The organism is Altererythrobacter chaiwopuensis, assembly GCF_054957755.1.
The window spans coordinates 1,279,501-1,292,409 of record NZ_JBTXJG010000001.1; the positions used below are offsets into that span (position 1 = coordinate 1,279,501).

Here is a 12,909-nt window from a genome sequence, read left to right on the forward strand (position 1 = left end):
TGATCCGTATTTGTTCTTATCCTGTTCCAGTCAATTCAACAGGTTGAGGGCCAGGCCGCATGCACACGCCAGCCGATTTTGCGTATGTTCCAGCCAGCGATGCGGCCGGGCTTGCTGCCTCGGCAGCGATCTTTTCCGATCGAGATGGTTTGCGCCAGCAATTGGCAGGGGACCTGACAGGGGCCGGCCTGCGCGTGGTGCACCAGGGCAGGTTGCCGAAGCTGCTTGATGGCGAAATCGCCCTGCTTGGCGATGTGGTGATGCTCGATTGCCCGGTGGTGGACGCAGCCACCATGGCCGCGCTGGCACGGCTCGATATGCGGATAGCGCGATCCGGCGCGCAATTGATCGTTTCGACATCGCTTGAGGCGCTGGACGATGTGTTCGCCTGTTTCGACCAGTCGGCACCGCAGTTGCTCGTCGATCCCACGCGCGCGGACTGCGTGGTGGCGATGGGCCGCGTGATGGCGAATGTTTCGGGCGGGCGGGTGCGCGAATTGTCGCAGGATGACCGCGCGGCGCTGCTCAGCCTGACCCAGCAGGTCGAAGCGATTGCGCGGCAACTGGAAGGGTTTTCGCGGAGCTCCCAGCCAATCGCCGATGATCCGGGCAAAGTAAGCGATGCGAGGAGCGCGTTTCGCGGGTTCGATGACAATTCGCTGCGGGATCCGTCGGCCAAGCCCCGATTGCCCGATCCGCAGCTGGTCCGCCAGATTATCCGCCACCGCCAGGCGCGCGGAAAATTTTTCGACCCCTCACTGTTCGGCGATCCGGCGTGGGACATGCTGCTGGATCTCACCGCTGCCTATGCCGAGCGGCGCAAGGTTTCCGTTACCTCCCTCTGCATTGCTTCGGGCGTGCCGCCCACTACCGCGCTCAGGTGGGTGCGGCAGATGACCGAAGCGGGACTGTTCGAGCGCGTCGAGGATTTGGGCGACAGGCGCCGCGCCTTCATTTCGCTGACGGATAAGGCCCGCGATGCGATGGCGCGCTATTTTGCCGAAGTCGGGCCTGGAACGATCTGACCGGGTGCAATGATCACCACGGTCAGGCCGTGCAACTGTGCAGCAGGCGCCTGATCGAGCCCGTATCGCGCCGCATCGGCGCGGGCGCGGGCCAATACCGCTTCAGGCACATCGCCATCGATCAGCAGCGTGTCAGCCTCGCCCAGAAGGCGTGCCTGGCGCAGCGTAAGCTCCTCAGGGTCGGTGCTTGAAAGCTGCACGATCTCGCGCCGCCCGCAAACATCTGGGCGGGTTTCGCCCAGCCATTGATCGACCTTTGCGGCTGCATCTTCACGCAGGGGATCGAGCATGCCCCCTTCGCGCAGCGCATCGTCAAGCGCGCGCCGCCGGTTGGCGCCATCCGGGAATATCTTGCGCAGCCTCGCCCGCGATGCGTTGAGAGCGCTGGCAAGTTCGCCCAGCCTCTGGGGAAGGATGCGCTCGAGCCGCAAGCGCAGATGCTTTGCCAGGCCCGCTGAAGCACCGCCCGTTCCGATGGCCAGCAGCACGGGATTGCGGTCGAGAATGCTGGGCGTGGTAAAGTCGCACAGCTCGGGCATGTCGACCACATTCACCAGCATGCCCGCGCAGCGTAGGTTGATCGCTGCATTCTCGCAGGCGCGCGGATCGTCATAGGCGATGAAGGCCAGCCGCACACCCTCGTCGATGGCGCGCTGCATGTCATGCTCGACGATGCCCCCCGCTCGCTCGACCAGCCGCTTCTTGGGCTCTGCCGCTTCTCCATCGCCCAGCACCAGCACCTTCTGGCCCTGGATGCGGTGGAATAGTGGCAGCGAGTTTATCATTGCCGCTCAGAGCCAGTCGGGGACGCGCTCGGCATCCATGATCGCCGCAGCCGCGATCCGGTCAGCCACCACGGCGTAGCGATCGCCGTCAACCAGCACTTCGGGCACGAACCCCCGCGAATTGTAGCTGCTTGCCATGGTCGCGCCATAGGCGCCCGCAGTCCGGAACACGGCAAGATCGCCCGCGACCAGCGCATCGCAATCGCGATCGCTTGCGAAGGTGTCACCCGTCTCGCAGATCGGCCCGACGATGTTTGCGGTCATGCGCTCGCCTGAAGGCTGGACCGCGTCGAAATCGTGCCATGCGCCGTACAGCGCCGGGCGCGCGAGATCGTTCATCGCTGCATCCACGATCACGAAGGGCGGGCCATTGCCGCCGCGCTTCACCCGCACCACACGGGTCAGCAGCACCCCGGCATTGCCCGCGATCACACGGCCCGGCTCGAAGGTCAGGTGCACGCCCCAGTCTTTCGTCACTCGCGCCACCATCGCGCCATATTCGGCCGGGGAGGGCGGATGTTCGCCCGCCTTGTAGGGTACGCCCAGCCCACCGCCCAGATCGACATGGGTGATGGTGTGCCCGGCTGCGCGCAGGTCTTCCACCAACTGGCCAACCTTGGCGAAGGCAGTTTCGAGCGGCTCGAGATCGAGCAGCTGGCTACCGATATGTACCGCTACTCCGCGCAGGTTCAGCCCGTCAAGCGCGGCCAGTTCGGCAAATGCCTCGCGCGCGTGCACCAGCGGAATGCCGAACTTGTTCTCGGCCTTGCCGGTGGAGATCTTTTCGTGAGTCTTCGCGTCGACATCGGGATTGATGCGCAGGCAGACGGGTGCCCGCTCGCCGCGGGCCGCCGCCAGAACGGCCAGCTCGCGGCCTTCCTCACGCGATTCGATGTTGAACTGGCCGATATGCTTGTCGAGGCCAAGTTCAAGCTCGGCGCGGGTCTTGCCTACGCCTGAAAACACGATCATTTCGGGCGCCATGCCGGCTGCGAGCGCGCGCATCAGCTCGCCGCCCGAGACAACATCGGCGCCAAAGCCTTCGCGTTGCAGCACCTTGAGCACGGCAAGATTGGGGTTTGACTTGACCGCGAAGGCGATCAGCTTGTCGGGAACACTATCCAGGCCTTCACGGAACACCCGCGCATGGCGTTCCAGCGTGGCGCGCGAATAGACATAGACTGGGGTGCCGACATCATCGGCGATGCGTGGCAGCGGCATGTCCTCGGCGTGAAGCACGCCATTCTTCAGTTCGAAATGGTCCATCTTCGTTCCGGTCTGGCTCACTCGGGCGGAAGATCGAAAGGATCGTCCTGGCGTTCTTCAGAGCGCCGCCTCAGCTCGACGCTCCGCTTTGGCGCAGCGAGCGTTTCCATTTCGAGCAGTTCCTCTGCCTCAGGTGCGGTTTCGCTGCCATAGGGCGCGGGCGGCAGGGTCTGGCCTGCCGCCGGCTCGAGATTGGTGCGCTTCCCGCACGCGGCAAGCGCCAGGCAGCACATCAAGACGGCGATGGGAAAGCGGGCGCGCATTGTCATTCCTTGTCCAGGCGCGACTTTGCACGCGCCACTTGCGCCTTTACCTGATCGGGCGCGGTCCCGCCATAGGAGGCGCGCGAGGCAACCGAGGCATCGACCGAAAGTGCCTGATAAACGCGTTCGTCGATCCGGCTATCAATCGCCTGCAGCACTTTGAGCGGCAATTGATCGAGCGCTACGCCATCTGCCTCGGCACGCTTCACCGCCGCACCGGTTATGTGGTGCGCCTCGCGGAAGGGAATGTCGGCCTCGCGCACCAGCCAGTCAGCAAGGTCGGTCGCGGTGGCATAGCCGAGCTCGGCAGCCTGGCGCATCCGCTCGGTGCGGAACTCGCTCTCGGCGACCATTCCGGTCATAGCCGCAATGCTGAGCGCAAGCAGGCCGGCGGCCTCGAATACTGGCGGCTTGTCATCCTGCATATCCTTCGAATAGGCGAGCGGCAGGCCCTTCATCGTCACCATCAGCGAAGTCGCGCAGCCGATCACGCGCCCGGCATGGCCGCGCACCAGTTCGGCGGCATCGGGGTTTTTCTTCTGCGGCATGATCGAGCTGCCGGTCGAAAGGCTGTCAGGCAGGCGGACGAAGCCGAAGGGCTGGCTGGCCCAGATGATGAATTCCTCGGCCAGCCGCGAAAGGTGGAGCGAAACCTGGCTTGCCGCCATCAGGTAATCGAGTGCGAAATCGCGGTCGGATACAGCATCAAGGCTGTTGGCGGTCGGCCCGTCAAAGCCCAATGCCTGCGCGGTCGCATTGCGGTCTATCGGGAAGCCTGTGCCGGCCAGCGCCGCGCTGCCCAAGGGGCATTGGTTCATCCGCACGCGGGCATCGGCAAGGCGCGAGCGGTCGCGCGCGATCATCTCGTAATAGGCCATCAAATGGTGGCCCAGCGTCACTGGCTGCGCAGTCTGCAAATGGGTGAAGCCGGGCATGATGCTGGCGGCGTGTTCCCCCGCGCGCTCCACCAGTGCCAATTGCAGAGCCTTGAGCCCGGCATCGGCCTGGTCGATCGCATCCCTCACCCACAGGCGGAAATCGGTGGCCACCTGGTCATTGCGGCTGCGTGCAGTGTGCAGCCGGCCTGCCACCGGACCGACCAGCTCCGCCAAACGTGCCTCGGTGGTCATGTGGATGTCTTCAAGGTCCCAATCCTCGGGCACGCCGTCGCGGGCGTATTCCTCGGCAACATGGTCCAGCCCCTCGCTGATCGTTGCCGCATCACTCGCCGACACGATGCCCTGCGCGCCCAGCATGGCGACATGCGCCTTCGACGCCGCGATATCCTGCCGCCACAGCGCCTTGTCGAAGGGAATCGAGGCATTGATTTCACGCATGATCGCGCTAGGCCCCTGTGCAAACCTTCCGCCCCACATCTGATTGGAGCCTGCATTGCTGTCATTCCGCCCGGTATCTTGGTGCTTGCCGCTCATTTGTGCCTCGGCGCTGTTTCTGGCCGCTTGCGATAGTGGCGCTGAGGGCGGCGCGCAACAGCAGGAGCAATTGGGCGCGGCCAAGCAGGAGTTGACCGGCGAGATTGATCGCAGCTTTGCTGGCGAGCTGATGCCGGCGGTGAATGTCAGCGATCCCGATGGCAATCAGCTCAACCTGGGCGCGCTACAGGGCCAGCCCGTGCTGCTGAACCTGTGGGCGACATGGTGCGCGCCCTGCGTGGTGGAAATGCCCATGCTCGATGAGCTGGCGGCGATGAAAGACGGGCAGCTGCGCGTGATCACGGTGAGCCAGGATATGCGCGGCGCAGATGCGGTGGTGCCTTTCTTCGCGGCGCGCAAGTTCACCCATCTCGAACCATGGCTCGATCCCGCGAATGAATTGGGCTTTGCCTATGGCGGCACGCTGCCCACCACCGTTCTGTTTGACGCTGAGGGCAAGGAGGTGCTCCGCGTAACTGGCGGCTACCACTGGGACAGCGAGGAAGCGCTCGCCGCGATTGACGAGGCGCTGGCCGCGCGCTGACTTCAGTTCACCGCGCCAATATAGCCCAGCTGGCAGGCGCGGAAGATCGACTGCGCGCGATTGACCGCGCCAAGCTTATCGCAGGTCCGCTTTATGTGGTAGCGCACGGTTGCATGGCTGCATTCGAGGATCATGCTGATCTCGAAATCCGTCTTGCCGAAAGCCGCCCAGCGCAGGCACTGGATTTCGCGATTGGTGAGCACATTCTCGGTTGGCAAATAAGGGTTGTCGCGCATTGCGTTGACATAACCGGCCACGAACCTGCGGGCGAGGTCCGAGAGCATTTGCCCATATTGCGCAAATTCGCCGGAAAGATCCTCTCGCGATTGGTCGAGGCTGGTAAAAACGACAGCGGCGATCTGGCCGAACGGCAGATGCAGCGGCACCACGATCGCAGCCTTGACCAGCGAACGCGCCTCAAAATCTTCGAGATCGATCTCGGCGAGAAATTCATTCTGCCAGCGGGTGCGGAATCCATCGCGGTTGACCCAGAACGGTTCGCTTTCCACCCGGCAGGCACGAATCAATTGTGAACGCAGCGCCTTGTCATAGTCTTCCCACAATGCGCCATCCTGTGCATCGCATCCGAACACGCGGGAATTGAGCGCCTGACCATCGGCATCGACCATTGGCTCTTGCGACGAAATATCGTGCCACATCGTGATCCGCATGCCCCGATTCCTCGCAATGCAATCAAACGCAATCGCGGCATCAAGAACATCGGGCTTGCCGCGCATGGATACCGATTCGAGCATCTCTGCCGGTTCGGCGAGTTGATCCGGTCTGCGCAGTTTCAGTACGTTGCTGGCCATGACAGAATCCCTTTCTTTGCAAGTCAGATGCAGGCGCTGCCGGATCGGGCGGCGGTGTGGCCGCGCTCCAGTCCTGCAAGGCCGAGGGGCCCCGCCGTATCCGGCAAGCCACCTCTGGCAATCGGTTGGATGCAGAAAAGGAAATTCACCGTCCAATGTTAATTTGCAAATTTGCAAAGTCAGACTTTGCAAAGTATCCATGCCCCATGGTCCACAGGCGCAGACTCTTTGCCGGCACGCAATTGCATAAGATCCGCGAGGATCGTGGTCTCATGCAGGCAGAGCTGGCGCAGCAGCTTTCGATAAGTCCATCATATCTCAGCCAACTTGAGCACGATGACCGGCCACTCACACCAAAACTGGTCGAGCGGCTGGCGCGCTTGTTCCCGGTCGAGTGGCAGGATTTCTCAAGCGACGATACCGAACAGCTGGCCGTCTCGCTGCGCGAGGCGGTGGGTGATCCGGTCTTCAGCGAGCCATTTTCGCCCGACGCCATTGCCAAGCTGGCCGAACAGCAACCGGCATTCGCGCGCCGCTTTGTCGAGCTGCATGAGGCATTCCGCAGAGCCAGCCAGCGACTCGAGATGGTGGATGAGGCGATCTCGGTCGATACGCCGTCAGGCTCGCGGTTGCCGTGGGAAGAGGTGCGGGACTGGTTCCACCTGTCGAATAACTATGTTGATCAGCTGGATCGTTCCGCAGAGCTGCTGGCCCGTTCGATTGGCGGGGAAGAGGGCCTGCTGACCAGCGAATCGATGCGTCGGCACCTGATGGAGCGGCACGGGGTCGAGGTGCTGGTTGAACGTGGTGAAACGCTCCGCAATTTCGATGCCAGTGGCAAGAAACTGCATGTCGATTCGGGCCAGCCGGCTTCGGGAATTCGGTTCCAGATCGCCTATCACGTGGCCGCGATGTCACTGGGTGGGACGATCCGCGAGATCGCCAATTCCGCCCGGCTCAGGACCGAGGCGGCGCGCGAATTGCTGACGATCGGTCTGGCGAATTACGCGGCGGGCGCGGTGCTGATGCCCTACGAGCACTTCCGCCGCTCGGCGCGCGAGTTCCGACATGACATTGATCGGCTATCGTTGCTCTATCGGACCAGCTTCGAGCAGACCTGCCACAGGCTTTCGACCCTGCAGCGCGATGGCGCCCGCGGGCTGCCGATATTCTTCTGCCGGGTCGACATGGCGGGCAACATTACCAAGCGGCACAGCGCCACGCGCTTCCAGTTCGCCCGCTTTGGTGGTGCGTGCCCATTGTGGATCGCGCATGAAGCGGCCGCCATACCTGACCGGGTGTTGGTCCAGTTGGCCGAGACCCCCGATGGCGTGCGGTATGTCTCGATCGCCAAGGGGCTGGTCAAAACATCGGGCCGATTTGACCGTAACCCGCGGCGCTATGCCGTGGCGCTCGGCTGCGAAGTGCAACATGCCAGCGAGTTCATCTACGCCGATACGATCGATGTCGATGCTCCCGGTGCTGCCACGCTTATCGGTGTGTCGTGCAGGATTTGCCCGAGAACCAATTGCGACCAGCGAGCCTATCCGCCGAGCGACCAGCACATCGAAGTCAACCTGTTCCGCCGCGGCGTGGTTCCTTACGAGCTGCGTGACTGACGCACTGCTGCCTCGCTTCGAAGGCTGGCCGAGCGGCTGCGCGCGCGCCAGCCTGGGAATGGCTATGGAAAGGGGTGGTGGACGCAGTTCTGAGCGAACGCGTCTCATGTGACAATTTTTCGTTTTGACGAGAGTCTGACGGGAGCGCTTTTTAAGATTTGCGATGTTTGACGCGAGCCAAGCTAGCGGCCCACACACTCAGTGCTAGCTGCTACGATCTCAGCTCTGCCGACGGTGCGATGAAAACCGCGTAGGAGAGATATTTCCGCATCGGCCTTGCGAGTGAACTCGGTTTTTGATTCATCAGCTTAATCAGGAAATGGAAATACGACCGGGTGGGGATTTCATGGAGATCACCACCTTTTGGAAGGAGCCAAGGTCGACCCTGTCGCCTGCGCTGACCTTCACTTCATGGCCGGAGTGGCCGTCATGGACATGGTGACATTGGGCGTGATCGGTCATGGCTTCACCTCTGAATCCAGCATTTCGCGGCTGGCCGTTGAAAGTACTCCCGCAAGCGAAATCGCATTGGTGACATGCGGTATCGAGTCGGTTGTGACGACTCGCGCAGCGCCCGCTGCAAGGATATCGGCACAGGCATTACCGGCAAACACCGCGTGGATCACGAGGCAGACCGGCGGGCTGGTCCCCGCTGCCCGCAGCCGCTCGATTGTCTGGATCAATGTCCGCCCCGACGATGCAATATCGTCTAGGATCACCGGCGTTCCGGTGAGGAGCGCTTCGCTATGCGGAACGCTGACTTCTACGTTGCGGTCGCCGCTGCGGCGCTTCTCCAGGACCTCAAAGGGCCGATCCGCCAGGCGGGCGACTTGCGCCACCCACTGCCGGCTCTCGCTGTCCGGGCCGAGCAGCACGGCATCTGGCACATTGGCGGCGATCCATTCGGCTAGCAGAGGTGCAGTTTCAATTCGATGCGCCGGAATCCGGAACAGATCGCTCAGGGAATGGATCCGGTGCAGGTGCGGGTCCGCCGTCACCAGCCAGTCGAAGCTTTCCTCAAGGAAACGGGCGAACAGCGGCGCGCTGACCGCCTGCCCCGGTGAAAAGCGCCGGTCCTGCCGCATATAGGCGAGGTAGGGCGCGATCAGCCCGACGCTGCGCGCGCCCAGTTCCTTTGCAGTCTCCGCAGCAAATCGCAGCGGCAGCGCCAGTGGATCGGGATTGTTCAGCGTGGCGAGTATGGCGACATCCTGCCCGGCCATGCCGTCGGGCAGCGTGACCAGACTTTCGCCATCGGGAAAGCGATGAATATCGATTGGCTGAGCTCGCCCACCTGACGGCGCTGCAATGCGCTCGGCCAAGGGGAGTAACTCGGGAAATGCCAGAATTCGGATCATGGCGTGTCGCCGATTTGGAACGGTGAAGCGCCGGACCGGGCATAATCCTGCGCCCAGGAAAGTTCGCCCCGGGTTTCCGCATAGATCTCGTACAACGGCTGGCCGGTTTCGATTCTGTCGCCAGGTTTTGCAAACAGGAGCACGCCGGCACCTTTGCGTCCGGGCGCACCGGCCAGCTTTGCGATTTTCGCAATGCGCCGGTTATCGATCGCTGTGATCCTTCCACCCACCGCAGCGACCTCGAACGCATGATGCGGCGCAATCTTCGGCTCCCGAAAACCGCCTTGAGCCTCGCAGATCGCCAGAAACTTTGCCTCCGCCGCGCCGCTCTCAAGGATTTCACGCGCTATGTCGCGGCCATGGCCGTGGTTGGCCTGCGCAAGGTTGAGCACCGCGCCAGCGAGATCGAGCGCCCGTTCGCGCAGGTCGACTGGCGCATCGAAATCCCGCCGCAGCACGGCGAGCACGTCCTGCGCCTCGAGCGCGGGGCCGATGCCGCGCCCCACCGGGGCCGATCCGTCGCTGACAGCAACGCGCAGGCCAATACCCACGGCCTCGCTCACGGCCAGCAGCCGGTCGGATAGCGCCTTCGCGGCTTCCTTGTTTCGCACCTTAGCGGTCGGACCGACCGGCATGTCGATCAGCACATGGCTCGATCCGGCGGCAGCCTTCTTCGAAAGAATGCTCGCGACAAGTTGCCCGTCGCTGTCGAAATCGAGCGGCCGCTCGACCCGGATCAGGAGATCGTCGGCGGGGCTCAGATCGAGGCCGCCACCCCAAACGATGCAGCCGCCTTCGCTTTCGACGACGCGGCGCATGGCCGCGATGTCGAGCGCGACCGGCGCCAGCACCTCCATCGTATCGGCGGTGCCGGCAGGCGAGGTGATCGCACGGCTCGATGTCTTCGGTATCCGGTATCCGGCGGCGGCAACAATCGCCACGACAATCGGCGTGGTGCGGTTGCCCGGCAGCCCGCCGACGCAGTGCTTGTCGAGCACCAGACCCTGGCCCCAGTCGATCGTCTTGCCGGCCCCTTGCATGGCCCGGGTCAATGCAATCGTTTCGGCGAGGTCGAGGCGGTCCCCGGCGCATGCGGTAATGAAGGCGGCCAGGTCGAGGTCGGACAGGCGGCGAGCGACGATATCGCCAACGATCGTGCGGCACGCCTCGTCATCGATCCGCCCGCCATAGACCTTGGTCCGGATGGCCGAGGCGGACGCCGGTGGCTCAGGGTGCGCGAACATTGCGATTTCGCCAGTGCTGGCGCCCAGCAGATTCCACGCGGCATCGCTGAGCGCGGCGGTTTCGGGCGGCAACCAGTCCGCCCCGGTTACCACGTTAAGAGCCGCAATGATCGAGCGGTTCCCGATGGAGATCGCGACCTGCGTGAGTACTGAAAAGCCCTCCGCCCGGCACAGGTGACAATCTTCGCGCATGTAAACAACCGGTTGCCGGTAGGTGTCGATACCGGCACGCACGACGGGAAGCGTATGAAAATTGCCGGTCAAATCGGCCGCTCCAGGCTGATCCGTTCGAGATGTTCGGGCACACGGACATGCCAACCGAGTTCATGGTCGATGCGGAATCGCAACGCGTCGGCGCTGTCGGGCTCGCCGTGAGTGATATATGTCATTTCGGGAGGCTTTGCCTCACCCATCCAGGCGATCAGTTCATTGGCATCGGCATGGCCTGACATGCCCTCGAGCTGAACCACCTCGGCCAGGATTTCGACGTCGCGGCCAAACAGCCGCAAGTGCCGCTCACCCCTCGCCAGCAGCGCGCCGCGTGTACCGCCCGCCTGAAAGCCGCTGAGCACGATAGCGTTTTTCGGATCCGGTCCGAAGCTGGCAACGTGATGCATCACGCGGCCGCCGGCAAGCATGCCGCTTGCTGAAACGATGATCATCGGGCCATGGCGGCGATTGAGTTCCTTCGATTCCTCGACCGTTCGCACCCGTTCCGCCAGATTGAACATCGCCATGCAGTCTTCGCGGCTGACATGGTGCTCGTCGTGATGGTCGTGATAGGTTTGAGTGGCGTCCGTGCCCATCGGAGAGTTGAGATAGACAGGGATGTAGGGAATTTTGCCTCGCTCGCGCAGCCGGGCGATTTGCAGCATCAGGCCCTGGATTCGGCCTACCGCGAAAGCGGGGATCACGATCACGCCGCCGCGACGGGCCACTCGGTTGATGACCTCCGCCAGCTCGGCTTCGGCATCGCCGCGCGGATGAACCCGGTTTCCGTAAGTGGATTCGCACACGAGAATGTCGGCGCCAGTGAATGGCTGTGGCCCGCGCATCAATGGATCGGAATCGCGGCCGACATCGCCGCTGAAATGCACCGTTCGCCCTTTCACGGACAGACGAATCTGCGCCGCTCCCAGCAGGTGCCCAGCAGGAATGAAGCGTGCCGAAATGCCGCCGCCAAGGTCGAGGTTGCTATCGAATGCGACCTGCTGGAAATGTCCGAGCGCGGCCACGGCATCCTCCTTCGTGTAGAGCGGCTTGGGGATGGCGTGGCGTGAATAACCCTTGCGCTGGGCATAGCGCGCTTCCTCTTCCTGCAGGTGTCCGCTGTCGGGCAGCAGCAAACCGCACAGTTCGAATGTCGCCGGAGTACCGTAAATCTTGCCGCGAAAGCCGTTCCTGACCAGCGCCGGCAAATAGCCGGAATGATCGAGGTGAGCATGCGTGAGCAGCACGCTGTCGATAGATTTCGGGGGAACCGGAAACGGCTTCCAGTTGCGTTCCCTGAGTTGCTTGTAGCCCTGGAAAAGGCCGCAATCGACCAGAATGCGCCGCCCGTCGGCCTCGATCAGGTAACGTGAACCCGTTACGGTTCCCGTCGCGCCAAGAAATCTGAGTGAAGGCCTCTCTGACATACTCATAGTGTCCCTCCATTCCCAATCCCCAGCGGATCAGTGTTGAGTCGATTGCGCGCTATTCACTCATCTGGAGCTGAAGAAGCGGTGCAGCGGAACCAGCAGAACTGCCGCATACCAGCCGTAAAGGAAGCTCCCGATGGCGCCTGCAATGAAACCCGGCAGGTTCCCAAAGTTGCTTCGGCCATCATCGGTCTCCTGCTGCTCCTATTGTAGAATATACCTGGGAGGAGCATGGTATAGCCATCAACTGAACCATCCCGGGATTGCTGGAGGCCATTTGGATTAAGTTACGCAGCTATGGGGGGTTCGTCTAGCATGGCGTAATAGCGCTCTTGGGCTTCGGCAGGCGGGACGTTGCCGATGGGCGCGAGGAGCCGCCGAATGTTAAACCAGTGCAACCAGGTTTTGAGCCTGCACCTTGTTGCTTCCTCACCCGGGCCGGGTAATGCGTGAGCTTGCTTTCGACCATCAGCAAAAATTCAAATAATTGCTGGCGACGGATTAAACCGCGAGGCCGCTTCGTTTCTCCTGTGACCGGCACGATCACGCCGGGACAAACAGGAGAACGATGATGAAGACTGTCGCGAAGCTCACCGCCTTTGTTGCCCTGACCATCGGGGCTGCAGCGCAGGCGGCGCTGCCAATACTCCATGAAGAGGCGTTCGCCCGCGAAGAGGAAAAGCTGATCATTACAAGCCCGATCGCCGGTATCCAGAACCGTCACTGGTTCGATTACCGGATCGACGTGATTGAAGCGCAGAAAGAACTTTCACGCGATCTTCGAAAGGCATCTGACATCGAGGACCAGCGCGAAGCTTGGGAAGAATACGGCGTCGAACTGCGCAAGGAGCGCTTCGATTACATCAAAATTATGGCGAAGAAGGGCTATCGCCAGGGCACCGTCACGGTAGCCAACTGAC

The 12,909-nt window shown here is 62.5% G+C and carries 13 protein-coding genes; 4 read left to right on the forward strand and 9 right to left on the reverse strand.

Annotated elements, in window-relative coordinates:
* Positions 1–59: 59 nt before the first annotated feature.
* On the forward strand, positions 60–1,025 hold the full coding sequence (locus tag ACX2DJ_RS06265) for a winged helix DNA-binding protein (protein ID WP_462571599.1): 966 nt from the start codon (positions 60–62) through the stop codon (positions 1,023–1,025).
* On the opposite strand, the gene ACX2DJ_RS06270 is transcribed toward ACX2DJ_RS06265, so the two are convergent.
* The 4 genes from ACX2DJ_RS06270 to argH are packed head-to-tail and all read right to left on the reverse strand — an operon-like array spanning position 992 to position 4,715.
* Entirely contained in the window at positions 992–1,810 is an 819-nt protein-coding gene (locus ACX2DJ_RS06270) for a precorrin-2 dehydrogenase/sirohydrochlorin ferrochelatase family protein (protein ID WP_462571600.1), read from the reverse strand. The two genes, ACX2DJ_RS06265 and ACX2DJ_RS06270, sit on opposite strands and share 34 nt — an antisense overlap.
* Positions 1,811–1,816: 6 nt before the next feature.
* Positions 1,817–3,076 (reverse strand): diaminopimelate decarboxylase, encoded by a 1,260-nt coding sequence (lysA, locus tag ACX2DJ_RS06275; RefSeq protein WP_462571601.1) that lies wholly within the window; start codon positions 3,074–3,076, stop codon positions 1,817–1,819.
* A 17-nt stretch (positions 3,077–3,093) separates the two neighbouring features.
* Positions 3,094–3,339, reverse strand: coding sequence for a hypothetical protein (locus ACX2DJ_RS06280; RefSeq protein ID WP_462572560.1), 246 nt, complete (start codon positions 3,337–3,339; stop codon positions 3,094–3,096).
* A gap of 2 nt (positions 3,340–3,341) precedes the next feature.
* Positions 3,342–4,715 carry an argininosuccinate lyase gene (gene argH / locus ACX2DJ_RS06285; RefSeq protein ID WP_462572561.1) on the reverse strand — a complete coding sequence of 458 codons (1,374 nt, stop codon included), beginning with the start codon at positions 4,713–4,715 and terminating at the stop codon, positions 3,342–3,344.
* Between the two features lie 46 nt (positions 4,716–4,761).
* On the opposite strand from argH, the gene ACX2DJ_RS06290 reads away from it, so the two are divergent.
* Complete coding sequence (locus ACX2DJ_RS06290; protein WP_462571602.1) at positions 4,762–5,316, forward strand: TlpA family protein disulfide reductase; 555 nt, start codon at positions 4,762–4,764, stop codon at positions 5,314–5,316.
* Between the two features lie 2 nt (positions 5,317–5,318).
* On the opposite strand, the gene ACX2DJ_RS06295 is transcribed toward ACX2DJ_RS06290, so the two are convergent.
* Positions 5,319–6,128 (reverse strand): helix-turn-helix transcriptional regulator, encoded by an 810-nt coding sequence (locus ACX2DJ_RS06295; protein ID WP_462571603.1) that lies wholly within the window; start codon positions 6,126–6,128, stop codon positions 5,319–5,321.
* Between the two features lie 206 nt (positions 6,129–6,334).
* On the opposite strand from ACX2DJ_RS06295, the gene ACX2DJ_RS06300 reads away from it, so the two are divergent.
* Positions 6,335–7,747: a helix-turn-helix domain-containing protein gene (locus ACX2DJ_RS06300; RefSeq protein WP_462571604.1), complete on the forward strand. Its 1,413-nt coding sequence runs from the start codon at positions 6,335–6,337 to the stop codon at positions 7,745–7,747.
* Positions 7,748–8,059: 312 nt separating this feature from the next.
* Here ACX2DJ_RS06300 and ACX2DJ_RS06305 read toward each other — a convergent pair whose 3' ends face one another.
* From ACX2DJ_RS06305 to ACX2DJ_RS06320, 4 genes are read right to left on the reverse strand one after another with little or no spacing between them, the layout of a single operon-like run.
* A complete protein-coding gene (locus ACX2DJ_RS06305; protein ID WP_462571605.1) occupies positions 8,060–8,209 on the reverse strand; it encodes a hypothetical protein in 150 nt (49 codons plus the stop codon).
* Positions 8,206–9,105 (reverse strand): ribose-phosphate diphosphokinase, encoded by a 900-nt coding sequence (locus ACX2DJ_RS06310; protein ID WP_462571606.1) that lies wholly within the window; start codon positions 9,103–9,105, stop codon positions 8,206–8,208. Before ACX2DJ_RS06310 ends, ACX2DJ_RS06305 begins: the two co-directional genes overlap by 4 nt.
* A complete protein-coding gene (locus ACX2DJ_RS06315) occupies positions 9,102–10,613 on the reverse strand; it encodes a thymidine phosphorylase family protein (protein WP_462571607.1) in 1,512 nt (503 codons plus the stop codon). Before ACX2DJ_RS06315 ends, ACX2DJ_RS06310 begins: the two co-directional genes overlap by 4 nt.
* Positions 10,610–11,992, reverse strand: a complete 1,383-nt coding sequence (locus ACX2DJ_RS06320; protein ID WP_462571608.1) for an MBL fold metallo-hydrolase RNA specificity domain-containing protein — start codon at positions 11,990–11,992, stop codon at positions 10,610–10,612. The genes ACX2DJ_RS06315 and ACX2DJ_RS06320 overlap by 4 nt, the downstream gene beginning before the upstream one ends.
* A 565-nt stretch (positions 11,993–12,557) precedes the next feature.
* Between ACX2DJ_RS06320 and ACX2DJ_RS06325 the strand changes: the two genes are divergently transcribed.
* The gene (locus ACX2DJ_RS06325; RefSeq protein ID WP_462571609.1) at positions 12,558–12,908 is read left to right on the forward strand and encodes a hypothetical protein; all 351 of its coding nucleotides are present in this window, start codon (positions 12,558–12,560) and stop codon (positions 12,906–12,908) included.
* Position 12,909 lies beyond the last annotated feature (1 nt).